Origin of the sequence: Rhodococcus koreensis (genome assembly GCF_017068375.1) — a bacterium.
Lineage (GTDB): Bacteria > Actinomycetota > Actinomycetes > Mycobacteriales > Mycobacteriaceae > Rhodococcus_F > Rhodococcus_F koreensis.
This window is the reverse complement of sequence record NZ_CP070609.1, coordinates 4,890,777-4,914,870: the sequence shown is the minus strand read 5'-3', so window position 1 is coordinate 4,914,870 and position 24,094 is coordinate 4,890,777. Positions and strand designations below refer to the sequence as shown.

Below are 24,094 nucleotides of genomic sequence, written 5' to 3'. Positions count from 1 at the left end.
GCGCAGTGGATCGGGAGGCGCATAATCGCCTGGTGACTCCGCGAACCAGGGCAGACCTCGACACGATCCCGGCCTACATCCCCGGCAAGAGCTTTCCGGGCGCGATCAAGCTGGCGAGCAACGAGACCACGCTGGGCCCGCTGCCGAGCGTGCTGGACGCCATCGCGGACGCCGCCGCCAACGCGAACCGGTACCCGGACAACGGTCACGTCACCCTGATCGCGGCCCTCGCCGACCACCTCGGGGTGGCCACGGAGAACATCGCCGCGGGGTGCGGTTCGGTGAGCCTGTGCCAGGAATTGGTGCAGGCCACGTGCAACGACGGCGACGAGGTCATCTTCGCGTGGCGCTCCTTCGAGGCCTATCCCGTGGTCACCCAGGTCGGCGGGGCGACGCCCGTCAAGGTTCCCCTCACCGCCGACCACGGGCACGACCTCGACGCGATGCTGGCCGCGATCACCGACCGCACCCGGCTGATCTTCGTCTGCAACCCGAACAACCCCACCGGCAACGCGCTGACGAAGGCCGAACTCGAGCGGTTCCTCGACGCCGTTCCCTCCGACGTCCTCGTGGCCCTCGACGAGGCCTACTTCGAGTACAACCGGTCCGACGCCGACGGCGTCGCCCTGTTCCGCGGACGCCCCAACGTGGTGGTGCTGCGCACGTTCTCCAAGGCGTACGGCCTGGCCGGCATCCGCGTGGGGTACGCGGTCGCCGATCCGGCGGTCGTCACCGCGCTGAGCAAGGTGCACATCGCGTTCGCGGTCAATGCCGTCGCGCAGGCCGCCGCCATCGCGTCGCTGGCCGCGTCCGGAGAACTGCTGGCACGCACGGACGGCGTCGTCGCCGAGCGGAACCGGGTTCGCGACGCCCTCCTCGCCGCCGGGTACGAGGTACCCGAATCCGCCGCCAACTTCGTCTACCTCCCGCTGGGCACCCGTTCCGGAGCGTTCGGTGCGGCCAGTGCCGAGGCCGGTGTTCTGCTGCGCCCGTACGGCGACGACGGGGTGCGGATCACGATCGGCGATCCCGCGGAGAACGATGCGTTCCTCGCGTTCGCGACGAGCACCGAGGCGCGCTCGATCGCGAACGTCGCGGTCCGGGCGTAACGCTCGAGACGTAACCGTTACCCACGGGTACAACGCACGTCACTCCTTGTTGGCAGACTCAGTGAGGTTTTGCCGAAGGGAGACCGCACATGCGTCGCCGCGCCGTGATCCGCACCGCCGTGCTGGCGGCCGGACTGGCGACGACGCTGGCGATCTCGGTGACGTCGGGGCCGACGGCGCAGGCCCAGGATTCGGCGGTCTCCGTCCGGCTCCTCGCCTTCAACGACCTCCACGGCAGCCTCCAACCGCCGCCCGGCGTCCGCAGCCAGGTCAAGCACGCCGACGGTTCGCTGGTCCCGGCCGGCGGCGCCGCCTACCTGGCCGCCTACGTCGCCCAGCTGCGCGGGCAGGCCACCCGTTCGCTGCTGTATTCGGTGGGCGACAACTGGGGGTCGTCGGCGCTCGAATCCGCGATGTTTCACGACGAACCGACCGTGCAGCTGCTCGACAGAATGGGCGTCGACGCGTCCGCGATCGGCAATCACGAGCTCGACGAGGGGTACACGGAGTTCCGGCGGATGCAGACCGGCGGCTGCCATCCCGTCGACGGCTGCCGGTTCGGAAACACGTTCGCGGGCGCGGACTTCCCGCTCCTCGCCGCGAACATGGAGTTCGACGACGGCGCACCTGCGACACTGCCGTTCACCGTCGACTACGTGGAAGGCATCCCGGTCGGGGTCATCGCGACCATGCCCGCCGATACCGCCACGATGGTGACACCGGAGGGCGTGGGCGGACTGCGCTTCACGGACGAGCTCACCGCCGTCGACCGGACCGCGGATCTCCTCGACTTCTTCGGCGTGCGGGCCATCGTGCTGCTGATGCACAGGGGAGCCGAACCCGTCGCCGACAACGGCCCCAATTCGTGCGAGGTGACGTCGGGACCGGCACGCGACCTCGCACTGCGGGCGTCCCCGAAGGTCGACGTCATCTTCACGGCCGACAGCCACCAGCAGTACAACTGCTCGTTTCCCGACCCGATGGGGAACCCGCGCGTGATGATGCAGGGCGCGTCCCACGGCCGCATCATCTCCGTGGTCGACGTGTCGATCGACCGCACCACCCGCGACGTCCTGCGCGACCGCGCGTCCGCGTTCAATCAGGTGGTCACCCACGACATCCCGCCCGACCCCGACATCCAGGCGCTCGCCGACAGCGCTGCCGCCCAGGCCTCCCGGGTCGGTGCGGCGCGGGTGGCGTCGCTGTCCGGCGACCTCACCCGCGACGAGACCCGCAGCGGTGAATCGACCCTCGGGAACGCCGTCGCCGACGCCCAGCTGTCCGCCGGGTCCGGGCACGGCGCCCAGGTGGCGCTCACCAACCCCGGTGGGCTCCGCGAAGACCTGCTGCGGGGCGCCGACGGCGCCGTCACCTACGGGCAGACGTACGCCGCTCAACCGTTCGGCAACACCCTCGAGGTCCTGACCGTCACCGGCGCGGTGCTGAAGGCCGCTTTGGAGCAGCAGTTCCAGCCCCGCGGCGACGGCAGGGTCACGGAACGGATCCTGGCGCCGTCTCACTCGCTGACGTACACCCTGAATCGCTCGGCGATCGTCGGCGAACGCATCTCGGACCTCCGGGTGAACGGCGAGGCAGTCGACCCCGCCGTCTCCTACCGGGTGGCGGTCAACAAGTTCCTCGCCGACGGCGGCGACGGCTTCGACGCCTTCCGCACCCGCACCGAGGCGGTGCACGCGGGCTGCGACCTCGACGCCTTCACGACGTATCTGGGAACGAATTCACCGGTCACGCCGCCGAACACCGACCGGATCACCGTAGTCGGCTAGGAACGCCGGTCAGACGCCGAGCGCGCTCTTCAGTACCGGCCACGACGTGCGCAGTTCGTCCTGCCAGTACGGCCACGAATGCGTGCCGAAGTTGCGGTAGGTGAACGTCGCCGGGATCGCGAGCTGGGTCAGGCGCTGCTGGAACGTCTGCGTGCAGAGATTCGCCGCCGCCTCGAGGGGCCCGCCCACCGCGATGGTCGACGCGATGTCTCCGGTGATCTCGTACGGTCCGGGAAGACCGTTGCCGGTGGAGATGTAGATCTGCTTGCCGCGCAGCGCTTCGGCGTTCACCGACGGATCGTGAGCGGTCCAGGCGGGATCGGTGTCGGGACCCCACATGTTGGCCGGGTTCCCGCCCTTGAACGCCACCGTGCCGCGGACCGAGTCACGCGAGCTGGGGTTCGAGTTGTCGAGGCATCCGCTGTAGGCCGCCAGTCCGCGGTAGAGCTGCGGGTGCCTGGTGACGAGGTTGGCGGCGCCCATCGCGCCCATCGACACACCCGCGACGGCGTTGACGCCGTTGCCGCTGAAGTTCTTGTCGATGATGGGCGGGAGTTCGTTGGCCAGGAACGTCTCCCACTTGTTGATTCCCAGCGTGGGGTCGGGCTGCAGCCAGTCGGTGTAATAGCTGGCGGTGCCACCCACCGGGAGCACCACGTTGACCTTCTTGTCGGCGAAGAACTGGACGACGTCCGTCTTCTGCGTCCACGTGCTTTCCCGGAAGTCCGACTCGGCGCCGGCGCTGACGCCGTCGAGCAGATACAGCGACGGCCGCGAGCCGCCACCGGCCGGGTGCAGGACCTGGACCTGCACGACGCGGCCCATGGCGGGGGAATTGATGAAGACGGCGCTGCGGGTATCGGTGAGCGGGACGATCTTGTCGACGCTCGCGACGCCGTTGCCCTGAGGCGCGACCGGAGCGGGCGCCGGATCGGCCACAGCAGTGAACGCCGGCCCCAGAAGGGTCAGTGACACTGCCAGACCGACAGCAGCCATTGCTTCGCGACGCATAAAGTAAACCCTCTTCCCCGGACTGTGTGGACCCCGATTGCACAGTACAAAATGCGTCCGGTCAACAAGAGCTTAGAGGGTTTGCGACAGCTGCGTGCTCCACCGTGATCACGTTGTAGTCACCACGGTTCACACGGCTGCGGATTGCGCGACCGCTACTTGGGCAAGGCCGACTTCAACTGGTCCAGACCGTCTCCGCTGAGTTCGTCGAGCGCGGCGCGCCGACCCGTCATCGCCAGCACCAGCGCCAGCATCGGGCCGGAGACCTCAGGTCCCGATCCGGTGGTCCAGTCGGTGTCGGTGGCCCGCAGCGTCAGCCCGGCGACCCGCGACTTCGACCCGATCAGCAGGTTCGAATTCTTGTAGAAGTCGGCGACGCGGACGACGGCGTCCATCGGGTACTCGTGCGCGATGCCGAGCGGCCGGCGGATGTCCTCGCCGTGGACGATCATCTCGCCCAGCATGGCGTCGATCGGGCCCGGTGGGTGGGTGGAGTCGGCCATGTGCGCCCGGAACTCGTCGAGCGCCTCCGCCGGTGTTCCTTCCTCTTCGTGCGCGATGTCCTTCTCGAACATGGTGTTGATCCGAAATCCCGACCCGACGAGCTTTCCGACGAACTTCGGCGGCGTCATCTTCTCCGTCGCCGTCATGTGCGCGAACACGTCCCGCACTGTCCACCGCTCGCAGAGCGACGGCGTCGACCACTGAGTGTCGGTCAGCGGTTCGAGGTCGTCCACCAGGGCGCGGCGTTCTTCGTGAATCGTGGGCCAGGGGCTTGACGTTGTCATTTTTCACTCCCTCGTCGCCAAGAATTCTCCCACCTCAGGACGTCGGCGGCGAGACCCATTGCACAACGTGTTAGTCACGACTAACGTATTGATCGTGCTCGATCAGTTGGAAGTCGCAGCTGAGCCCACCCGGAGACGCCTCATGCAACTGCTGACCGCAGGTGAACAGACCGTCAACAACCTCGCCGCACACTTCCCCGCGAGCCGGTCTGCGATCTCGCAACATCTCCGGGTGCTCACCGAGGCCGGACTGGTCACCGCGCGCAAGGACGGACGCTTCAGGTACTACCGGCTCGATCCTCAGGGACTCGCACAGCTCCGCATGTTGTTCGACTCCTTCTGGATCGACGAACTCGACCGCCTCGTCGCGGACGCCACCGACGAAGCAGGACCCAAAGGAGACAGCTGATGCCATTCGACAAAACCGTCGTCGTCCCGCTGGACCCCGACGCCACGTTCGATCTCGTCACCAGACCGGACCGCTTGCGGCGGTGGCAGACCGTCGCGGCCCGCGTCGACCTGCAGGCCGGCGGCGAGTACCGGTGGACCGTCGTTCCCGGGCACTCGGCGGCGGGCACCTTCCGGGAGGTCGTGCCCGGCAAGCGGGTGGTGTTCGGGTGGGGCTGGGAGGGCGACGAGGAACTCCCACCGGGATCGTCCACCGTGACGGTCACTCTCACCCCGACCGCCGGCGGCACCGAGGTGCGCCTCGTGCACGACGGGCTCGATGCCGAACAGGCCGCCCGCCACGCGGAGGGCTGGAACCATTACCTCGACCGGCTCGTCGCCGCCGCGCAGACGAGCGACGCCGGGCCCGACGACTGGGCGGCCGCACCGGACCCGCTCGACGAACTGTCCAGCGCCGAGGCGACATTGGCTGTCGTGCAACACGTCCTGCGCGGCGTCACGGCGGACGACATGTCCAAGCAGACGCCGTGCACCGAGTTCACCGTCTCGCAACTCACCGATCACCTGGCCGGTTCGATCACCGCCCTCGGCGGCGCGGCGGGCGCGACATTCGACGACGACCCCGGCAAACCCGTCGAGGCCAGAATCGCCGACCTCGCCCAGCCCGCACTGGAGGCATGGCGCAATCGCGGCCTCGACGGCACCGTGACGCTCGGGCCGAACAACGCTCCCGCAACCGTCGCGGCGGGGATCCTGTCGATCGAATTCCTGGTCCATGCCTGGGATTTCGCGGCAGCGACCGATGGCGACGTTGCCGTTTCCGAGCCACTCGCCGAATACGTGCTGGCGTTGGCACACAAGATCATCTCGCCCGAAGGCAGGAAGGCCGTCGGGTTCGACGACCCCGTACCCGCCCCGCACACCAGCGACGCGGTGACCCGGCTCATCGCCTACACCGGCCGCCACCCCGTCCCGGCGGCCTGACACCCCTCACACGGAAAGGTCCAGTCATGCCCATCAAGTCGGAATACGCCCAGGGAACACCGAGCTGGGTAGACCTGCAAACCAGCGATCAGGACGCGGCCAAGAAGTTCTATGCGGAACTGCTCGGCTGGAAGTACGACGACCGGCCGATGCCCGAGGGCCCCGTCTACTCGATGGCCACGGTGCGCGGCGAGAACGTCGCCGCCATCGCGCCGCTGCCGCCCGAGGCAGCGAAGGCCGGGGCGCCGGCGAACTGGAACACGTACATCGCCGTCGACGACGTCGACGCGACGGTCGCGAAGGTCCCCGGCGCCGGCGGCCAGGTGCTGATGCCTGCATTCGACATCTCGGACGCCGGCCGCATGTCCTTCGTCACCGACCCCACCGGGGCGGCCGTCGGATTGTGGCAGGCGAAGAGGCACATCGGCGCCTCGCTCGTCGGCGACCCGGGCGCGTGCCTGTGGAACGAACTGAACACCGGCGACGTCGACAAGGCGCTCGCGTTCTACAACAGCGTCTTCGGGATCACCTCGTCGACGATGTCCATGGGGCCGGAGTACACGTACCACCTGCTGGAGGTGGGCGAGGATCAGGTCGGTGGCTGCGGTCAGCCGATGACGCCGGGCACGCCGAACCACTGGCGGGTGTACTTCGCCGTCGAGAACGTCGACGCGAGCGCAGCCAAGGTCGTCGAACTCGGCGGCACGATCGTCGAAGAAGCGATGGACATCCCTACCGTCGGCCGCATGGCCGGTGTCACCGACCCGCAGGGCGCGACGTTCAGCATCATGACGCCCGAGGAACGTCAGGATCAGTAACGGTGAAGATGCCCACACCCTCCGAGGAGGACAAGCAGTTCTTCCGCTCGCTGATCCCCGACACCCCCGGCGTCGAGGTGAAGCCGATGTTCGGCAATCTGGGCGCGTTCGTGAACGGCAACATGTTCGCCGGGCTGCTCGGGCCGAGCGTCGGGGTGCGGCTCCTCACCGAGCAGGCGAAGGCCGAACTGGCCTCCGCCGACGGCGTCGGCGGTTTCGGCCCGGGTGAGAAGCCGATGCGCGAGTACCTGGCCCTGCCCGACCGGTGGCGGGACACCCCGGACCTCGCCACCCCGTGGATCGAACGCGCGCTCGCCGAGATCGCCGAACTTCCGCCGAAGCAGCCGAAGCCGCGGAAGAAGTAGAAACGACTGCAGCCCGGACCTGGAGCGAAACCAGGTCGGGGCTGCCGGTCGTTGGCGGAAGCGGAGGGATTTGAACCCCCGGTCGCTTTCACGACGCTCGCTTTCAAGGCGAGTGCATTCGGCCGCTCTGCCACGCTTCCGTGGGCGATCTTATCGGTATGGAGGCGGCATCGGGCAACCGGTCAGCGGTCGCCGATGGCCTTGTCGACGCGTTCGAACACCTCGGCGAGAACCTTGAGCTGAGACTTGGTGAGCAGATCGACGAGGTTGCTGCGCACCCCGGCCACATGGGTGGGGGCCGCGTCGGCGAGCCGGGCGCGACCTTCGTCGGTGATGACGGCGAGCACCCCACGGCCGTCCTCGAGGCAGGTGTCGCGGGTGACCATGCCCTGCGATTCCATCCGCCGGATCTGGTGGGTGAGGCGGCTGCGGGAGGAGAGGACGCCGTCCGCGAGATCGCTCATGCGCAGCGAGCCGTCCGGCGACTCGGACAACAACACCAGAATCCGGTAGTCCGCGAGGGAGAGGTCGTGCTTCTCCTGCAGATCCCGGTTGAGGACGTCCATCAGCCGCTGGTTGCCGTCCATGTAGCCGCGCCATGCGCGCATCTCGGCCGGCGTCAACCAGTTGGTCGCGGCTTCGGCGTCGGAGGTTTCTGCTGTCACAGGTTCACATTCTAGTAGTGCGACATTACTTTCCAGTAGCGTGCGGTGTCCGAAGAGGCCGAGCGGTCGCTCGGACCGGTCGCGGGCACCGGACGGCGCCGCGTTTCGCTAGCGTCGTTCCCATGTATGCGATCACGATCGATCAGCCGGGCGGCCCCGAAGTCATGACGTGGGCCGAGCAGCCGGACCCGGAACTTCCCCCCGGTCACGTTCTCCTCGACGTCGCCGCGACGGCCGTCAACCGCGCCGACCTGCTGCAGCGTCAGGGGTTCTATCCCCCGCCGCCCGGGGCCAGCGACATCCTCGGGCTCGAATGCTCCGGCACCATCGCCGAACTCGGCGAGGGAGTGTCCGGGTGGTCCGTCGGCGACCAGGTGTGTGCGCTGCTGGCCGGCGGCGGGTACGCGGAGAAGGTGGCCGTCCCCGCGTCACAACTTCTCCCGCTGCCCGAGGGCGTCGATCTGCTCGTCGCGGCGTCGCTGCCGGAGGTCGCGTGCACGGTGTGGGCGAACGTCGTGATGGGCGCCGGACTGTCCCGCGGCGACGTGCTGCTGGTCCATGGCGGTGGCGGCGGCATCGGCACCCACGCCATCCAGGTCGGCGTCGCGCTGGGGGCCCGGGTGGCCGTCACCGCCGGATCCGAGGAGAAGCTGGCGCGCTGCCGCGAACTCGGCGCCGACATCCTCGTCAACTACCGGGAAGCCGATTTCGTCGACGAGATCCGCAAGGCGACGGACGGACACGGCGCCGATGTGATCCTCGACAACATGGGCGGCGCGTACCTGGGCCGCAACGTCGACGTGCTCGCCGCCGACGGCCGGCTCGTCGTCATCGGCATGCAGGGCGGCCGGAAGGGCGAACTGGACCTGGGCAAGGTGCTGGCCAAACGCGCCCACGTCACGGCGGCGGGACTGCGGGGGCGGCCCGAGTCGGGTCGCGAGGGCAAGGCCGACATCGTCGCCGACGTCCGCAAGCGGTTGTGGCCGCTGATCGCGGAGGGCGCGGTGCATCCCATCGTCTCGGCGGAACTGCCGATCACCGAGGCGCCGCGCGGACACGAATTGCTCGACTCCGCCGACACCGTCGGCAAGGTGATCCTGACGATCCCGCGGAACTGACGCTTCGTCCGGTGTGACATTCGTCGTTCCCCTCCGGTGCAACGAATGTCACACCGGGCCGGCCGGCTGTGTTCAGCCGAGGGTGGCGAGCTCGTTCACGAGCTGGTCGATCTCGTAGCGGGTGGTGTACGGCGCGAGACCGATGGTGACGGCGCCGCCCTCGTCGTTGACGCCGAGGGCGTCGAGCAGCCGGGAGCCGCCGTGGACACCGCTGACGGTGGCGATGCGCTTGTCGGCGAGGTGCGACGCCACCTTGTCGGCCGAGACTCCGGCGACGGTGAAGCTGAGCGTCGGAACCCGGCTCGGCGACCGCCCGATGACCATGACCTGCGGTAGCCGCTTCAACGAGGACATGAGGTGGTCGAACAGGGTGTCCTGGTAGTTCTGCAGCGAGCTGATGGACGCCTCGAGCTTCTCGCGCCGGGAACCGGTGGCCGACTCGTCGAGGTTCGCGAGGAAGTCGATCGACGTGGTGAGGCCGGCGAGGAGCGCGAACTGGTGCACCCCGACCTCGAGACGTTCGACACCCCGCGCATACGGGTTGAGCGACACGGCCGGGATGCGGTCGAGGAGCGACGGGTCGCGGAACACAAGTGCCCCGACCTGCGGTCCGCCCCAGGAGGTGGCGCCGACGGCGACGACGTCCGCACCGAGTTCGTTGATGTCGACGTGCGCGTAGGGGGCGGCGCCGATCGCGTCGACGACCATCAGTCCGCCGACTTCGTGGACGCGGTCCGAGGCGACGCGGACGTCGGGCGCCGAGCCGACGATCGGGGAGGCCGCGGTGAGTGCGACCAGGCGCGTCGTGGTGGTGATGAGGTCCTGGAACTGCCAGCTGGGGAGTTCGCAGGTCTCGATCTCGACCTCCGCCCACCGCACCTGGGCGCCGTAGCGGCTGGCGACGCGCAGCCAGGGGGCCACGTTCGCTTCCTCGTCGAGGCGGGAGAGCACGAGCCCGGTTCCGAGACCGAGTCGCGTGCTCAGCGACTCCGCCAGCCAGGCCAGGAGAACGGATCGGTCGGGTCCGAGGACGACCCCGGCGGGATCGCCTCCGACCAGGTCGGCGACGGCTGCTCGGGCCGCATCGAGAACCGCCGCACTGCGCCGGCTGGACACATGTCGTCCGGTCGACGAGGAGGCAGAAGCCCGGAAGGCCGTGGAGACAGTGCGCGACACCGCGTCCGGAATCTGCATGCCGGCCTGCGGATCGAGATGGATCCAACCGTCGCCGAGTGAGGGGATGAGTCCCCGAACGCGGGCAACGTCGTAAGCCATGCCCGACACTCTAAGACCCCAAGTCAATACGGTCGAAGCCAGCCATCGGTTGTTGTCGAATGCAACAAAGAGGGAAAGGGCCAAATCGGACGCACTTTCGCACTGCCGCGCAGGAACAGCCAAGATGGAGGCATGACGAACTCGGAGAATGAACACGTAGTCGTGATCGGTCCCGACGGTCAGCCCATGGCGATTCCCGTCGCGGAGGCCGCGAGCAAGCCCGAGGGCTCCGACGCCGCCGCAGCCGCCGAGAACGGGAACGGCGCCGAGTCGGTGGCCGACATGGTGGAGCAGCCGGCCAAGGTCATGCGCATCGGAACGATGATCAAGCAGCTCCTCGAGGAGGTGCGTGCGGCACCGCTCGACGACGCCAGCCGCAACCGGCTGAAGGAGATCCACAAGTCGTCTATCCGCGAGCTCGAGCAGGGCCTGGCCCCCGAGCTGCGCGAGGAACTCGAACGCCTCACGCTGCCCTTCACCGACGACACCGTCCCCACCGACGCCGAACTCCGCATCGCGCAGGCGCAGCTGGTGGGGTGGCTCGAAGGACTGTTCCACGGCATCCAGACGGCCCTGTTCGCCCAGCAGATGGCGGCCCGCTCCCAGCTCGAGCAGATGCGTCAGGGAGCCCTGCCTCCGGGCATCAGCATGGGCAACCCGCACGGGCCGCACAACAACGATCCGGGATCGCAGTCGAGCGGTACCGGCCAGTACCTGTAGCAACGGGCAAAACAGCATGGAACTCGACTCCCGGTAGGCTCGGTGCCCGTGTCAGCATCCGCTATCGAAACCGAGGCCGCAGGCGGCCCGCTCCCGGCGTCCGATTCGCAGACCTTCCGTCGCGCGTTCAAGGACCTCAGGGACGGCTTCGCTCAGCGCGAGCTGTGGCTGAGCCTCGGCTGGCAGGACATCAAGCAGCGCTACCGCCGGTCGGTGATCGGCCCGTTCTGGATCACGATCGCCACCGGCGTGCAGGCCGCGGCGATGGGCATCCTCTACTCGGCCCTGCTGGACATCCCGCTGGACGAGTTCCTGCCGTACGTCACGGTGGGTCTGATCGTCTGGAACCTCATCAGCGCGAGCATCCTCGAGGGGTCCGAGGTGTTCATCGCCAACGAGGGGCTGATCAAACAGCTACCGTCGGCGCTGAGCGTCCACGTGTACCGGCTGGTGTGGCGGCAGCTGCTGCTGTTCGCCCACAACCTCGTCATCTACGTGATCATGCTGTTCGCGTTCGGGGTGTGGCGGCACCTGACCTGGATGTCGCTGGCCGCGATTCCCGCGATCGCACTGATCGTCGTCAACGCGGCGTGGGTGTCGATCATGTTCGGCATCTTCTCCACCCGCTACCGGGACATCGCGCCGATCCTCGGCAGCATGACGCTGCTGCTGTTCGTGCTGACACCGATCATGTGGACCACGCAGAGCCTCGAGGCGCAGGGCGGTCAGGCCGCCGAGCGCGTCAAGCTCGCCGAGCTGAACCCGCTGTTCCACTACCTCGACATCGTGCGCGCGCCGATGATCGGCCAGGACCAGCAGGCGTACCACTGGTACATCGTGCTGGCCATCACCGTCGTCGGGTGGACCGCCGCCATCCTCGCGCTTCGCAAGTACCGGGCCCGCGTGCCCTACTGGGTATAGGGGTTTGCCATGACAGAACACGTGAGCATCGAGACGCGGAACGCCTGCGTCGACTTTCCGATCTTCGACGCCAAGTCCCGATCGCTGAAGAAGGCGTTCCTCGGCAAGGCCGGCGGATCCATCGGGCGCAACAACTCGGACGTCGTGGTGGTCGAGGCCCTGCGCGACATCAACCTGTCGCTGAAGGAAGGCGACCGGATCGGTCTGGTCGGCCACAACGGTGCCGGCAAGTCGACGCTGCTGCGCCTGCTGTCCGGCATCTACGAGCCCACCCGCGGCAGCGCGAGCATCCGCGGCCGCGTGGCGCCGGTCTTCGACCTCGGTGTCGGCATGGACCCCGAGATCTCCGGCTACGAGAACATCATCATCCGCGGGCTGTTCCTCGGGCAGACCCGTAAGCAGATGCTCGCGAAGATGGACGAGATCGCCGAGTTCACCGAACTGGGCGAGTACCTGTCGATGCCGCTGCGCACGTACTCCACCGGTATGCGCGTGCGCGTCGCGATGGGCGTGGTCACCAGCATCGACCCGGAGATCCTGCTGCTCGACGAAGGCATCGGCGCCGTCGACGCGGAGTTCATGAAGAAGGCGCGCGTACGGCTGCAGGCGCTGGTGGAGCGGTCCGGCATCCTGGTGTTCGCCAGCCACTCCAACGAGTTCCTCGCCCAGCTCTGCGACCGGGCCATGTGGATCGACCACGGTCAGGTCCGGCAGGAGGGCGGCATCGAGGACGTCGTCCGCGCGTACGAGGGCGACGACGCCGCCGACCACGTCCGCCATGTCATCTACGAGATGGACCGGGAGAAGTCCGGGCTGAGCGCCTCGGCCGAACGGGACGTCCGTAGCGACAGATCGAACGAGCGTCCCGTTCGCACGGTCGCGGAAGCCGAGGCGGAGTCCGCGTGAGCGCTGCTGCCGAGCGGATCGTCGGCGTCGTCGTCACCCACAAACGCCGCGAACTGCTGGCGGAGTCGCTGAAGGTCCTCGGCTCACAGACGCGTCCGCTGGACCATCTGGTGGTCGTGGACAACGCCGCCGAGGACGACGTGCGCGCACTCGTCGAATCGGCAGGGATCCCCACCAGCTACCTCGGGTCGCAGCACAATCTGGGCGGGGCGGGCGGCTTCGCCCTGGGGATTCTGTACGCCCTCTCGCTCGGCGCCGACTGGGTGTGGCTCGCCGACGACGACGGCAGGCCCGAGGGGCCGAAGGTCCTGGAGACGCTGCTCGACTGCGCCGAGCGGCACGGGCTGGCCGAGGTGTCGCCCGTGGTCTGTGACATCGACGACCCCGACCGTCTCGCGTTCCCGCTGCGCCGCGGCGTGGAGTGGCGTCGGCTGCGGTCCGAACTGTTCGCCGACGGCGACGACTCGGCCGACCTGCTTCCCGGCATCGCGTCGCTGTTCAACGGCGCCCTGTTCCGGGCGTCGGCGATCGACACGGTCGGTGTCCCCGACCTGCGGCTGTTCGTCCGCGGCGACGAGGTGGAGGTGCATCGCCGGCTGGTGCGGTCGGGGCTGCCGTTCGGCACCTGCCTGCAGACGGCGTACGTGCACCCGAACGGCGCGGAGGAGTTCAAGCCGATCCTCGGCGGCCGGATGCACACGCAGTACCCGGACAACGAGACGAAACGGTTCTTCACCTACCGCAACCGCGGCTATCTGCTGTCGCAGCCGGGCATGCGGAAGCTGCTGCCGCAGGAGTGGGTGCGGTTCGGGTGGTATTTCCTCGTCACGCGGCGTGATCCGCAGGGGCTGCGGGAGTGGATGCGGCTGCGCAAGCTGGGCCGTCAGGAGCGGTTCGAGCGGCCGTAAATTCGGTTGCGCCCGGGTTCCGCCGGGTGGGAGCATCGTGGGGTTCCGGTCGATAGACCCCAGTGTTTCGACCCTCAGGTGCTGCGAAGGAGTGAGTGTCCGATGACTGTCTCGTCGGTCGACGCCGCGTGCGTCCACTCCCCCTTCCCCCTCGCCTGACCGAACCCGCGCAGTGGTCCGGTCGGCACTCATCGACCCGAGGATCACACCCATCATGTTCGATTCCGGACACCTCCTGCCCTACGGCTGGAACGACACACTTTCCGACACCTTCGACAGTTACCCGGCCGACGGCAGCGAGCCCGGGCGGGTGATCCGCGTGGACCGCGGTCGCTGCGACGTCGCCGCGCCCGCCGGCGTCGTCCGCGCCCTCGCCGGCGAGCACACGCTCTGCACCGGCGACTGGGTGACGGTCCACCGGCACGGCGACGACATCGCCGTCGCCGACCTGTTCCCCCGGCGCAGCGCGATCGTCCGGTCGTCCGCGTCCGGCCGGTCCGAGGGGCAACTCCTCGCGGCCAACGTCGACACGGTGGTGATCGCCGCCGCACTGGACACCGCCCTCGATCTCGGGCGCATCGAACGACTGCTCGCACTGTCGTGGGAGAGCGGCGCGCAGCCGGTGGTCGTCCTCACCAAATCCGATACCGTGCACGACGTTTCCCTCGCGACCGCCGAAGTGGCGGCGGTGGCTCCGGGCGCGACCGTGGTCGCGGTGAGCGCCGATACCGGCGACGGCATCGACATCCTCACCGCAGTGATCGACGGGACCGTCGCCCTCATCGGACCGTCGGGCGCGGGCAAGTCGACGCTCGCGAACGCGTTGCTCGGCGAGGACGTGCTCGCCACCGGACGCGTCCGCGAGGGCGACAACAAGGGACGGCACACGACGGCACACCGGGAACTTCTGCCACTGCCGTCCGGCGGCGCTCTGATCGACACGCCGGGACTGCGGGGCGTCGGCATGTGGGACGCGGCCGACGGCATCGACAAGACGTTCCCCGAGATCGAGGAACTCGCGGCGCAGTGCCGGTTCGCGGACTGCTCGCACGAAGCCGAACCCGGGTGCGCGGTCCAGGGCGCGGTGGCGGGCGGCGAACTACCCGAACGCAGACTCGCCAGCTACCGCAAGCTGATTCGCGAGAACGGGTGGATCGCGTCCCGCACCGACGCACGGCTGCGGGCCGAGCGGGAGCGCGAGTGGAAGACCATCGCCCGTCGGCAACGCCAGATGTACCGCAGTCGCGGTCACTGATCTGGGTAAACGACCCGCATCCCGGTTGACTCCCTGAGCCGGGATGCGGGTGGCAACATGGGGCTATGTTCGATCTTCGGAGAAAGGCCCGTCTGAAGTTTCAACGTGCCATGTCCGAGGTGGTCGCCGAGTCCGACCGGCGCTCCCGCGAGCTCACCGAGAACCAGCACGACCAGACCCTTGCCGAGCTGACCGCGACCAACCAGGAACTGGCCCGGGTGCTGTCCGAGCTGTCCGATGCCCGCATGGAGATCTCCGACGTCCAGCAGCGGCTCGGCGAACTCGAGCAGCAGGCCCGCCGCGACATCACCCAGGCGCTGGACGTGCGGGCCACGAAGGAGGCCGCGGAGTTCGTGCTCGAGCACATGCCGAAGGCGCCTGTGTTCTGGAATCCGCAGGACACGTTGCGGTACGGGCTGTCGCAGGTGGAGGTCGAGGGGCTGGCGCTCGAGTTCGGGGTGGCGTCGGGCACGACGCTCCGGATCATCGTCGAAGAGTTGAAGGACGCCGAGCACGAGGTGTTCGGGTTCGACGTGTTCTCCGGTCTGCCGCAGACGTGGCGCACCGGGTTCCCGGCCGGGGAGTTCGCGCAGGAGAAACTGCCCAAGGTACGCGGCGCGGAGCTGGTGCCCGGGCTGTTCGAGGACACGCTGTCGGGCTTCCTCGAGAAGCATCCCGGACCGGCGTCGTTCGTGCATCTCGACGCCGACCTGTACTCGTCGACGAAGTCGGTGCTCGACCGGCTCGAACAACGGCTCGTCGCGGGCACGGTGATCGTGTTCGACGAGTTCTTCAACTTCCCCGGCTGGCAGGAGCACGAGTACCGGGCGTGGACGGAGTTCGTCGACCGCACCGACGTCGGATTCGAGTACCTCAGCTACACCGCCAACCACGAGCAGGTGGTCGTGCGGATCACCGCACCAGTTTCACCGCCTGGGTGACGTTGAACGTCGCGCGGTCGTCGATCCGCAGCCCGGACCGGGCGAGCGCGGCGAACGCCTCGGTGTCCTCGAAGTGGTACGGCGGCAGCGTCCACACCTCGTTGGACGTGTGCCGGATGATGCGCTCGCTGTCGCGTTCGTAGTCGGTGAAGAACCAGACCACGGAGCAGGAGTCGAGCGCGCCGGCGAGGTCCGGGACGGCGAGTTCGTCGTCCCACAGCGACCCCCGGCTCGCGGCGGTGGTCCCGAGCCCGATGTCGCGGGTCCCGTCGAACGCCTCCGGCCGCACGTCCTTGACGAGCCGCAGCGACGTGGGGTTCCACGCCGGTTTGTCGAACAGCACGCAGTCACCGGGCCGGAGGTGCTGCCCGGCGAAGACGTTGACGGTGCTGAAGTCCATACCGCTGGGTTTCGCCCACTGTTCGCGCTGGGCGACGTAGCCCGGCGACGCGGCGACCGCGAGCACGGCCAGCACCGCGGCGGACTGCCACCATTTCCGGGTCAGCGCGGCCAGGCACAGCCCGCCGATCAGGGCCACCGCCGGCGTCGTGAACGTGAAGTACCGCGGAAGGTACACCGGGCTGCGCAGCAGCGAGTAGGCGAGCAGCAGCGCCATCGGCACCGCGACCCACGGCAGCGCGACGGACAGCGCCGGCGGCAGCCGGTGACCGCGCACCAGGGCCACCGCCCCGGCCACCACGAGCACGGCGAACAGCACGGCGAACCACGGTGCGCCGACGAACCACTGGTACTCGGCCACGGCCCGCGGCAGGTTGCGGTCGAGCGGCGGGATCCACGCCACCTGGACGGCTTCCCGGCGCACCAGCGCCACGAACGGCGCCGCGACCACCATCCCCACCGCCGTCGCCGACCCCCATCCGAGCCAGGACCGCCGGGCCGCACGCAGCAGCAGGAGCGTCAGCAGGTTCGCGGGCACCAGCGTGAGGAGGTAGACGAACAGCACGATCGACACCGCCAGGCCCGCGGCGTACAACGCCCACAGCCACCACCGCCGGAGTCTCAGTGCCGCAAGGAGAATCACGGTCAGCCAGACCGCGGCCGCCGCCGTGGCCGCGTATCCGCGGGCCTCCGCGGCCGCCCACGTGACGCTGGGCAGGACCACGAACAGGAGCCCGGACAGCACCGCCACCCGCCGGGTCGAGATCAGCGCACCGAGCACCACCACACCCGCGCCCGCGGCGCCCACGGCCAGGGCGCTCGGGAACCGCGCCGAGAACTCCGAGGCCCCGAACACCGCGAACCAATAGCGCATCGCGACGTAATACAGACCGTGCACGGCATCGATGTGGCCGAGCAGATTCGACAGGTCCGGCCGGGACCGCTGACTCGAATACAGCGTCGCGACCTCGTCGTACCAGAACGACGGACGCCAACTCCACGCCGCACCGAGCAGCACACCGACAGCGAAGACGAGCAGCGAATCCCGGGACAGCCCACGCACATCGCGGGCCGGCGACGGTCCGGGCAACGTCACTGACCGTACAGGCGAGCCCAGTTCTCCCGGCTGGTGAGCTGCGGCAACGCATCCCGGTACTGGCGCTGCGTCGACGCCGCATCCTCGCGGAACCGCTTCATCAGCTTCGCGGTCCGGGCCGTGAGTTCGCGCGCGGTCTCCTTGTCGCGGCGGCGCACCCGCACCCCGGACTGGGACGCGTCGGTGATGACGGCGGTGTCGAACAGCGACACGTGCCACCAGTGCGCCTCGGCCACAGGAATACTCGCGACACCGTGCTGGGTGCGGCCGAGCCACTGGTACGCCGCACGCTTGGCGAGGACGAGGTCGATCTTGCTCTTGTCCGGCTCGAAACCCGCATACCGGGTGACGAGGTCGGAGTTGCGGACACCGGGGATGTTCGTCGCGGGATGCTTGACGGTTTCGGGGAACCGCTTGCGTTCCTCCCGGATCGCCGCCAGCACGGCCTGACCGCCGTCCTCGAGCACCTTCGGCCCCTCGAGAAAGTCCTCGATACCGCGGATCATGGTGTACGCCAACCCGTACTGCATCGACACGAGGTACTGGGTGATCTCCCGCGTCATCATCTTGCTCAGCGACTTCGCGTCGAAGTCACTGTGCAGCGCGGCGGCGATCAGCGAGTTGCGGATGCTGAAGTACTTGGCCCAGTCGTCGCGGTCCTTCCAGTGGAAGTCCGCGTGCCACACACCGGCGTTGGGCAGCGTGACCGTGACGAATCCGGCCGCGCGGGCGCGAATGCCGTACTCGATGTCGTCCCACTGGAAGAACATCGGCAGCGGGAGCCCGATCTGCGCGACCACCTCGGCCGGGATCAGGCACGACCACCACGCGTTGTAGCCGGCGTCGACGCGCTTGTGCTGCTTCTTCTTCAGCAGGTTGATGTCGTGCCGCGACCCGGCCGCCCAGCGGCCCGCCTTCAGCTTCGACAGGTCCGCTTCCTCCGCGCTGACGTGCAGGTGCTCCGGGTTCATCAGGTACAGCATCTGCGCGCCGACGAGCGTCGGCTCGGTGGTGACGTTGGCGAACGCGTTCATCCGCAGGATCGACTCCGGCTCGCACAGGATGTCGTCGTCCATCAGGATCAGGTTGGCGTGCTCGTTGATGCCCGACACCTCGTACATGCCGCGGGTGAAGCCGCCGGCCCCGCCCAGGTTCGGCTGTCGCAAGTAGACGAGTTTGTCGCCCAGGATCTCGGCGACCTCGGTGAACTTCTCCCGGTCCGACACGTGGTCGCTGCCCTGGTCGACGACGTACACGGCGTCGATGCCGGACGCCATCGTCGGGTCGTTCGCGATGGCGGCGACGGTCTCGGCGCAGTCGTCGGCGCGGTTGAACGTGCAGATCGCGATCGCGGCGGGACGGATCACCGACGGCGTGGCGACGGTCCACTCCAGTTCACTCACGGCGAGGGCGCCGTCGACGGCGGTGAACTCCACCCACAGGGAGCCGCCGTCGAGATAGGCGTCAAGCTTCGCGGACAGCGTCGCCGTGCCCGTGCCGTCGATCTCCGTCGTCGACAGGATGCGGGAGTTGCCGCCCGAATCGGAGCCGCGTAGCGCCACCACGGCGCGGCCGTCGGCCTCGTGGCGGAAACCGACGGTCACGTCGGTGACCGTGGTCCAGCGCTGGTAGTAGCTGGCCGCGAACCGGCCGAAGTAGGTGTCGGTGTCGACCGTCGCACCCTTCTCGAGGTGCACGACGTGCCGCTCGCGGTGGGCGCGGCCCTTGACGATCCTGGCGTACAGGTCGTCCTTCACCCGGGTGGTCGGTCCCGTGAACAGACCTCGCGCCACCACCAAGCGGTCGGGTGCGCGATGCTCGGTGAGAGCACTCCGGACCGCGGCCGTGCTCCCGTCCACAGGTGCTACCGACGCAGACTCGTTCATAGTGCTCCTACTGTTCCCCGCGAGAGGTGGGCTGGACCGCACCAACGCGACGGCACGATCCTCTTCTCGGTTCGCAGGGTATCAACCTCGCGGCGCGCTCCCCGACCATGCGAGGCGACCTCCGTCCCGGTGACGGGCCCGCAGCCGGAACAGTCCCACCCCCATCGCGAGCACATCGGCCCTGGATATGCGGGTTTCGTGGCTGTCGTGGTCGGCGCTCAGACGCACCGGCACCTCGACCGGGACGAGGCCTGCGCGCTCCGCGAGGTAGACGAGTTCGGTGGTGAACAGGAACCCGGGCTCGACGAGGTCGGGAACGAGGCGGCGGACCAGGTCTCCGTCCATCAGGACGGTGCCCTGGGGGTCGCCGGTGCGCATCCCGAGGACCACCCGGCGCAGCGCCGCGAAACCCCACGTCAGGGTTCCCCGGAGGGCGCCGCGCCGCACCTGCGAGTCGGGGTGGGCCTTGGACCCGATCACGACTTCGGGCAGGCGGCCGTCGTGGGCGGCGGCGAACGTCTCGGCGCCGTCGAGGTCGTCGAACCCGAACGGCAGGTCGTCGGCGGTGAGCAGCACGTGCGCGCCGCGACTCGCCTCCGCGCCCGTCCGCAATGCGTTGCCCATGCCCTTCGCGCTCCGCAGGACGGTGAGCGTCACCTGCCCGGGCGCCCAGTCCGCGACGAGGCGGGTGCAGATGTCCACGGTGCCGTCGGTGGAGCCGTTCTCGACGACGATGATCTCGACGTCGTGGCCTGCCAGCCGTTCGGCCACCCGGCGGACGGTCTGCTCGATGACGGCGGCGGAATTGTAGGCGGGCACGACGACGGAGAGCGCCTTCGGCGCACGTGCGCCTTTCTGGTCGTGGGAACAACCGAAAAGGCGCACGGGCGCAGCCTAACTCGTAGGCTCGGAGTCCGTGGCACCCTCCGCGTCCGTGTCCTCGACGTTCACCCGATCGATACGCGGCGTCCCGGAGTGGGCGGTGGCACTCGCGGTCGCGGTGGCTGCCGCGACCGTCGCGACGGTTCCCCGGATCGTGTACGACCGCTTCTACTACGGCGGCGACATGCTCGAATCGTTCGTGCCGTCCTGGCACCGGATCGGCGGGGAACTGCTCGCCGGGCGGTGGCTCGCCGTCAATCCCGACGCCTGGATCGGTGGCAACTACGCGGGCGAGGCCGCCTACGGTCTCTACAACCCCGTCAACCTCGCCAACTACATGCTGGCCGCGAAGTTCGAGAACCTGTCGGTCGCGTCGTTCGTGATCATGGCCGAGTTCCTCGCGCTGTTCGCCCTCGGCACGTATCTGCTGTGCCGCGAATACGGCGCCCGCCGCGGTGCCGCTGTCCTCGCCGGGCTGACGATTCCGTTCAGCGGTTTCACCCTGTTCTACGAGGCGGCGGGCTGGCCGTCCGGGATGATGGCCATCGCCTGGGTGACGCTGTTCTGGTGGTCGGCGCTCCGTCTCTCGCGCGGCCGCACGAACCCGCTGATCACGTTCCTGATCGGCGCGCTGACGGTGAGCATGGGCAACCCGTACGCCGCGCTCGGCGCCGTGGTGATTCTCCTCGGCCTCGGGATCGGCCTCCTGGTCCAGCGGGAGTTCTTCCGGTTGCTCGTGCTCGTGATCACCGGCGCGTGCGCGGGCACCGCCGCGCTGGTGACGTACCTGCCGCTGTTCCTCAGCGTCGACGTCACCACCCGCGCAGGCAGCACCGGCATCTTCAACGACACGTTCCTGCAGCCGCAGATCGGCGGGCCCGCGGGAATGAGCAGCCCGTCGTATCTCCCCGTGATCATGACGTTCGGGGGTCCCGTCGAGGTGATCCCGTCGCTGTACCTCGCGTGGTTCGTGCTGCCGCTGCTGCCGTGGCTGCCGTGGGGCCGGATCCGCGCGCTGTTCGCGTCCCCGGGGTTCCGCCGCGCGCACGGGCGACCGCTCGTCAGCCTCGCGATCATCACGGTCGTCTACTTCCTCTTCACGTTCGGACCGTCGAACGTCGGAATGTTCCGCTGGCCGATCCGGCTGGTCGAATACCTCTACCTGTGCGTGGTGATCGGTCTGTCGCTCGCGCTGTCGCTGGGCCTTGCCCGTGACCGGGTGCGCCGGCGGGCGACGGCGTCGGCGGTGCTGATCGCATTGGGCTTCTATCTGGCGTTCGCGTCCTCCCCGGCCCTGACCGGCAGGCATGCGCTGTTCACGCTGCTCGTCGCGGCGCTGTGCGCGATCGCGTACGTCGCCTGGCGCACCCTGGGCCCGAGCGGTCTCGTCGCCGCTCTCGTTCTGGGAACGGTGGCGGTGACCGCCGCGCAGGTCTGGTCCCTCACCCACGACGTCGACCGCGGCAGCCGCGTCGACCCGTCCAGCACGTCGCTGCTGTCCGCGCAGACCGACCGCTACCAGGGCACCGTCCTGCAACTCGCCGACCTCGGCGACACCTCCCCCGAGGACGTCACCGCAGGCCGGATCCTGTTCGGCAACGAGATCATGGCGTCGTCCGCGGTGAGCAGCATCAACGCGTACACCGGCATCGGGTTCACCGAATTCCAGGAGGCCCTGTGCATGGACTACCGAGGCGCCGTCTGCCCCGGCGTGTACGGGGCACTCTGGCAGCCGGTGAACGCGGACATTCCGATTCCGCTGATCGACTACCTGCGGGTGTCGACGCTGGTGGTGGAGCACCGCCTCGTGCCCGAGGTGGAGACGGCACCGCCCCCACCCGGCTGGCACGTCACCGAACGCAGCGACTCCCGGACGGTACTGCAGCGCGACCGGCCGCTGCCCCTGCCCGGGCGGGTGTCGTTCGCGTCCGACGGCGTCCGGGTGCTCTCGTCCGACACCGAAGCGGCGACGGAGACCGTGCGGGTGACGGGCAGCGGCGGCACCGTCTCGTTCGCCCGCCTCGCGTGGCCCGGCTACTCGGCCACCGTGGACGGCGAGCCGGTGGACGCGACCGCGGGCTGGCACGGTCTGCTCGAGGTGTCGGTGCCGCCGGGTGACCACGAACTGGTGGTGACGTTCCGGCCGCCGCGGCAGAACCTGTCCGTCGCGGCGTTCGGGGCCGCGACGGTCGTGGTGCTGATCCTGTCCGTCGTCGACGCGGTGGTCCGCCGCCGGAAGCTCAGCGCGGCGACCACCCGGACGACGTGAGCGCCGACACCTCGGTGGAGCCGGACCCCGCGACCGCCGCGGACGACAACGCGTCGGCGATCAACTGGTGGCCGATCTGGTTCGGGTGGTCGCCGTCGTCGGCCAGCAGTCCGGTGGGATCGCCGTCGCCCCACGTTCCCTTGAACGTGCTGAACAGGTCGACGTACGTGGCGCCCTCCGAGCCCGCGACCTCCGAGATGACGTCGTTGGCGCGCAACGTCAGCGCGGCGCTGTCCCGCAGGAACTGCGGGCCGTACAACTCGCGGGCCACGTCGCCGTCCGGGAAGACGTCCCAGTACCCGGTGACCAGCACCGCGGTCGGCTGACCGGCCCGCAGTTCGGTGATGCGGTCGAGCACGGACGTCAACGTGGTCTGCAGTTGCGGCAGCACCGGCGCGAAGCAGCCGAGCCCGTCGTCGCCGCCGCAGTCGCCGTCCAGGTAGTCGTCGAGTTCGGTGTAGAAGTCGTTGGCGCCGATCGTGACGGTGACGAGATCGGCGGCACCCACGGCGTCGGCGTCGTATGCACCGGGTTCGAGGGAATCGAGCAGGTCGGTGCTGGTCCAGCCCCCGACACCCAGATTGGCCACCTGGACGGGCAGCGCCGTGTCGCCGGACAGCTGATCGCCGAACAGTTCCACGAACGGCGTGCATCCGGGGCATCCGTCACCGGCCGGGATCGAATCGCCCAGGCCCACCAGGGTCGCGACCGCGGGCGACTCCGGCTGCGCCACCGGCGGTGCCGTCGACGTGGAGCAGCCGGCGAGGAGCGGAATCAGAACCGCTACGGGAACACCGAGAATCCAGCGTCGCACGGGGCCTCCCCATCACGTCCTGCGCCTCGGAGGTAGCGCTCGTCACCGGTCCGCACGAATTCTACCGACGGTCGGTGCCGGACGCCGTTCCCCGCGGGACGGTCCGGACGTGCGCCCGCTCGCCCTGGGGACCGAACAGGCTGAGGATCTCCACCGGCTGCGGTCCGGGATTGCCGAACCAGTGCGGCACATGGGTGTCGAACTCCGCGACCTCCCCCGGCGTCAGGATCACGTCGTGTTCGCCGAGCAGCAGTCGCAGCCGGCCGGACAGGACGTACAGCCATTCGTAACCCTCGTGGACCTGCAGGTTCGGTACCGCGGTCGGGTCGCCCGGCGGGATCACGTGCTTGAACGCCTGGATCCCGCCGGGCCTGCGGGTGAGCGGGATGATCGTCGTGCCGTTGCGGTCGAGGGGCCGCAGGTGGACGCGGGGGTCGCCGGTGGCGGGTGCGTCGACCAGTTCGTCCAGGGGCAATTGGTGGGCGCGGGCCAGCAGCAGCATCAGTTCGAGGGTGGGTTTGCGCTGGCCGGCCTCCAGCCGCGACAGCGTGCTCACCGAGATCCCGGTGGACTCGGAGAGCTGGGCGAGGGTCGCGCCGCGCTGCTGCCGCAGTGCTTTGAGCCGCGGTCCCACGGCGTCGAGGACACCGTCCAGATCGGGTAGGTCGTCGTTCACACCACCCATGTTGCCACACTGGCAAACATTCTTGCCAGGATCGCGATCTGCCCGGACAGTGGACGTCACGAGGTCGACGAACGAAGGAGAACG

At 68.9% G+C, this 24,094-nt stretch carries 23 protein-coding genes and 1 tRNA gene; 14 read left to right on the top strand and 10 right to left on the bottom strand.

Annotated features, from left to right (window positions below; translation table 11 throughout):
* Nucleotides 1-32: 32 nt before the first annotated feature.
* Nucleotides 33-1,109, top strand: coding sequence for a histidinol-phosphate transaminase (gene hisC, locus JWS14_RS22525; RefSeq protein WP_206014403.1), 1,077 nt, complete (start codon nt 33-35; stop codon nt 1,107-1,109).
* 89 nt (nt 1,110-1,198) lie between these two features.
* Complete coding sequence (locus JWS14_RS22520) at nt 1,199-2,896, top strand: bifunctional metallophosphatase/5'-nucleotidase (RefSeq protein ID WP_206014402.1); 1,698 nt, start codon at nt 1,199-1,201, stop codon at nt 2,894-2,896.
* Nucleotides 2,897-2,905: 9 nt separating this feature from the next.
* Here the strand turns inward: JWS14_RS22520 and JWS14_RS22515 are convergent, their stop codons facing one another.
* Together JWS14_RS22515 and JWS14_RS22510 are read right to left on the bottom strand one after the other, a co-directional pair.
* Entirely contained in the window at nt 2,906-3,907 is a 1,002-nt protein-coding gene (locus tag JWS14_RS22515) for an alpha/beta hydrolase (protein WP_206014401.1), read from the bottom strand.
* A 155-nt stretch (nt 3,908-4,062) separates the two neighbouring features.
* The gene (locus JWS14_RS22510) at nt 4,063-4,695 is read right to left on the bottom strand and encodes a maleylpyruvate isomerase family mycothiol-dependent enzyme (protein WP_072938407.1); all 633 of its coding nucleotides are present in this window, start codon (nt 4,693-4,695) and stop codon (nt 4,063-4,065) included.
* 142 nt (nt 4,696-4,837) lie between these two features.
* Here JWS14_RS22510 and JWS14_RS51780 point away from each other — a divergent pair, with 142 nt between their 5' ends.
* From JWS14_RS51780 to JWS14_RS22490, 4 genes are read left to right on the top strand one after another with little or no spacing between them, the layout of a single operon-like run.
* Nucleotides 4,838-5,104 carry an ArsR/SmtB family transcription factor gene (locus JWS14_RS51780; protein ID WP_241031441.1) on the top strand — a complete coding sequence of 89 codons (267 nt, stop codon included), beginning with the start codon at nt 4,838-4,840 and terminating at the stop codon, nt 5,102-5,104.
* Complete coding sequence (locus JWS14_RS22500; RefSeq protein WP_072938412.1) at nt 5,104-6,087, top strand: TIGR03086 family metal-binding protein; 984 nt, start codon at nt 5,104-5,106, stop codon at nt 6,085-6,087. Before JWS14_RS51780 ends, JWS14_RS22500 begins: the two co-directional genes overlap by 1 nt.
* A gap of 26 nt (nt 6,088-6,113) precedes the next feature.
* Nucleotides 6,114-6,905, top strand: coding sequence for a VOC family protein (locus JWS14_RS22495; RefSeq protein ID WP_095862864.1), 792 nt, complete (start codon nt 6,114-6,116; stop codon nt 6,903-6,905).
* A gap of 2 nt (nt 6,906-6,907) precedes the next feature.
* On the top strand, nt 6,908-7,270 hold the full coding sequence (locus JWS14_RS22490; RefSeq protein WP_095862863.1) for a TfoX/Sxy family protein: 363 nt from the start codon (nt 6,908-6,910) through the stop codon (nt 7,268-7,270).
* 52 nt (nt 7,271-7,322) lie between these two features.
* On the opposite strand, the gene JWS14_RS22485 is transcribed toward JWS14_RS22490, so the two are convergent.
* Both JWS14_RS22485 and JWS14_RS22480 read right to left on the bottom strand, forming a co-directional pair.
* A tRNA-Ser gene (locus tag JWS14_RS22485) sits at nt 7,323-7,410 on the bottom strand.
* A gap of 42 nt (nt 7,411-7,452) precedes the next feature.
* Nucleotides 7,453-7,935 carry a MarR family winged helix-turn-helix transcriptional regulator gene (locus tag JWS14_RS22480; protein WP_072938420.1) on the bottom strand — a complete coding sequence of 161 codons (483 nt, stop codon included), beginning with the start codon at nt 7,933-7,935 and terminating at the stop codon, nt 7,453-7,455.
* A gap of 122 nt (nt 7,936-8,057) precedes the next feature.
* Between JWS14_RS22480 and JWS14_RS22475 the strand changes: the two genes are divergently transcribed.
* Nucleotides 8,058-9,053: an NAD(P)H-quinone oxidoreductase gene (locus tag JWS14_RS22475; protein ID WP_072938423.1), complete on the top strand. Its 996-nt coding sequence runs from the start codon at nt 8,058-8,060 to the stop codon at nt 9,051-9,053.
* Nucleotides 9,054-9,125: 72 nt separating this feature from the next.
* Here the strand turns inward: JWS14_RS22475 and JWS14_RS22470 are convergent, their stop codons facing one another.
* Nucleotides 9,126-10,328, bottom strand: coding sequence for a cysteine desulfurase-like protein (locus JWS14_RS22470; protein WP_012691164.1), 1,203 nt, complete (start codon nt 10,326-10,328; stop codon nt 9,126-9,128).
* Between the two features lie 132 nt (nt 10,329-10,460).
* Between JWS14_RS22470 and JWS14_RS22465 the strand changes: the two genes are divergently transcribed.
* The 6 genes from JWS14_RS22465 to JWS14_RS22440 all read left to right on the top strand — a co-directional run bounded on the left by JWS14_RS22465 (nt 10,461) and on the right by JWS14_RS22440 (nt 15,979).
* Nucleotides 10,461-11,048: a bacterial proteasome activator family protein gene (locus JWS14_RS22465; RefSeq protein ID WP_206014400.1), complete on the top strand. Its 588-nt coding sequence runs from the start codon at nt 10,461-10,463 to the stop codon at nt 11,046-11,048.
* Between the two features lie 48 nt (nt 11,049-11,096).
* On the top strand, nt 11,097-11,969 hold the full coding sequence (gene wzm, locus JWS14_RS22460) for a galactan export ABC transporter permease subunit Wzm/RfbD (RefSeq protein WP_005248784.1): 873 nt from the start codon (nt 11,097-11,099) through the stop codon (nt 11,967-11,969).
* A gap of 9 nt (nt 11,970-11,978) precedes the next feature.
* Nucleotides 11,979-12,875 (top strand): galactan export ABC transporter ATP-binding subunit Wzt/RfbE, encoded by an 897-nt coding sequence (gene wzt, locus JWS14_RS22455; protein WP_072938429.1) that lies wholly within the window; start codon nt 11,979-11,981, stop codon nt 12,873-12,875.
* Nucleotides 12,872-13,783, top strand: a complete 912-nt coding sequence (gene glfT1 / locus JWS14_RS22450; protein WP_206014399.1) for a galactofuranosyltransferase GlfT1 — start codon at nt 12,872-12,874, stop codon at nt 13,781-13,783. Before wzt ends, glfT1 begins: the two co-directional genes overlap by 4 nt.
* 172 nt (nt 13,784-13,955) lie before the next feature.
* Nucleotides 13,956-15,038 carry a ribosome small subunit-dependent GTPase A gene (gene rsgA / locus JWS14_RS22445; RefSeq protein WP_206014398.1) on the top strand — a complete coding sequence of 361 codons (1,083 nt, stop codon included), beginning with the start codon at nt 13,956-13,958 and terminating at the stop codon, nt 15,036-15,038.
* A 65-nt stretch (nt 15,039-15,103) separates the two neighbouring features.
* Nucleotides 15,104-15,979 carry a class I SAM-dependent methyltransferase gene (locus JWS14_RS22440; protein ID WP_206014397.1) on the top strand — a complete coding sequence of 292 codons (876 nt, stop codon included), beginning with the start codon at nt 15,104-15,106 and terminating at the stop codon, nt 15,977-15,979.
* Here the strand turns inward: JWS14_RS22440 and JWS14_RS22435 are convergent.
* The 3 genes from JWS14_RS22435 to JWS14_RS22425 form a co-directional block, all read right to left on the bottom strand.
* A complete protein-coding gene (locus tag JWS14_RS22435) occupies nt 15,951-17,474 on the bottom strand; it encodes a glycosyltransferase family 39 protein (RefSeq protein ID WP_095862859.1) in 1,524 nt (507 codons plus the stop codon). The genes JWS14_RS22440 and JWS14_RS22435 overlap by 29 nt on opposite strands.
* Nucleotides 17,471-19,360, bottom strand: a complete 1,890-nt coding sequence (locus JWS14_RS22430) for a glycosyltransferase (protein WP_206014396.1) — start codon at nt 19,358-19,360, stop codon at nt 17,471-17,473. Before JWS14_RS22430 ends, JWS14_RS22435 begins: the two co-directional genes overlap by 4 nt.
* An 81-nt stretch (nt 19,361-19,441) precedes the next feature.
* Nucleotides 19,442-20,245 (bottom strand): glycosyltransferase, encoded by an 804-nt coding sequence (locus JWS14_RS22425; protein WP_206014395.1) that lies wholly within the window; start codon nt 20,243-20,245, stop codon nt 19,442-19,444.
* A 49-nt stretch (nt 20,246-20,294) separates the two neighbouring features.
* Here JWS14_RS22425 and JWS14_RS22420 point away from each other — a divergent pair, with 49 nt between their 5' ends.
* Entirely contained in the window at nt 20,295-22,511 is a 2,217-nt protein-coding gene (locus JWS14_RS22420; RefSeq protein ID WP_206016153.1) for a glycosyltransferase family protein, read from the top strand.
* Here JWS14_RS22420 and JWS14_RS22415 read toward each other — a convergent pair.
* Both JWS14_RS22415 and JWS14_RS22410 read right to left on the bottom strand, forming a co-directional pair.
* Nucleotides 22,483-23,325: an SGNH/GDSL hydrolase family protein gene (locus tag JWS14_RS22415; RefSeq protein WP_206014394.1), complete on the bottom strand. Its 843-nt coding sequence runs from the start codon at nt 23,323-23,325 to the stop codon at nt 22,483-22,485. The genes JWS14_RS22420 and JWS14_RS22415 overlap by 29 nt on opposite strands.
* Nucleotides 23,326-23,386: 61 nt before the next feature.
* The gene (locus tag JWS14_RS22410) at nt 23,387-24,010 is read right to left on the bottom strand and encodes a helix-turn-helix domain-containing protein (RefSeq protein ID WP_072938491.1); all 624 of its coding nucleotides are present in this window, start codon (nt 24,008-24,010) and stop codon (nt 23,387-23,389) included.
* Nucleotides 24,011-24,094: the final 84 nt, after the last annotated feature.

What these genes read in the sequence shown, in the direction of transcription:
- JWS14_RS22520 (WP_206014402.1), top strand. Translation starts at nt 1,199, where the DNA reads ATGCGTCGCCGCGCCGTGATCCGCACCGCCGTGCTGGCGGCCGGACTG.
- JWS14_RS22515 (WP_206014401.1), bottom strand. Translation starts at nt 3,907, where the DNA reads ATGCGTCGCGAAGCAATGGCTGCTGTCGGTCTGGCAGTGTCACTGACC.
- JWS14_RS22510 (WP_072938407.1), bottom strand. Translation starts at nt 4,695, where the DNA reads ATGACAACGTCAAGCCCCTGGCCCACGATTCACGAAGAACGCCGCGCC.
- JWS14_RS51780 (WP_241031441.1), top strand. Translation starts at nt 4,838, where the DNA reads ATGCAACTGCTGACCGCAGGTGAACAGACCGTCAACAACCTCGCCGCA.
- JWS14_RS22500 (WP_072938412.1), top strand. Translation starts at nt 5,104, where the DNA reads ATGCCATTCGACAAAACCGTCGTCGTCCCGCTGGACCCCGACGCCACG.
- JWS14_RS22495 (WP_095862864.1), top strand. Translation starts at nt 6,114, where the DNA reads ATGCCCATCAAGTCGGAATACGCCCAGGGAACACCGAGCTGGGTAGAC.
- JWS14_RS22475 (WP_072938423.1), top strand. Translation starts at nt 8,058, where the DNA reads ATGTATGCGATCACGATCGATCAGCCGGGCGGCCCCGAAGTCATGACG.
- JWS14_RS22470 (WP_012691164.1), bottom strand. Translation starts at nt 10,328, where the DNA reads ATGGCTTACGACGTTGCCCGCGTTCGGGGACTCATCCCCTCACTCGGC.
- JWS14_RS22465 (WP_206014400.1), top strand. Translation starts at nt 10,461, where the DNA reads ATGACGAACTCGGAGAATGAACACGTAGTCGTGATCGGTCCCGACGGT.
- wzt (WP_072938429.1), top strand. Translation starts at nt 11,979, where the DNA reads ATGACAGAACACGTGAGCATCGAGACGCGGAACGCCTGCGTCGACTTT.
- JWS14_RS22440 (WP_206014397.1), top strand. Translation starts at nt 15,104, where the DNA reads ATGTTCGATCTTCGGAGAAAGGCCCGTCTGAAGTTTCAACGTGCCATG.
- JWS14_RS22430 (WP_206014396.1), bottom strand. Translation starts at nt 19,360, where the DNA reads ATGAACGAGTCTGCGTCGGTAGCACCTGTGGACGGGAGCACGGCCGCG.
- JWS14_RS22410 (WP_072938491.1), bottom strand. Translation starts at nt 24,010, where the DNA reads ATGGGTGGTGTGAACGACGACCTACCCGATCTGGACGGTGTCCTCGAC.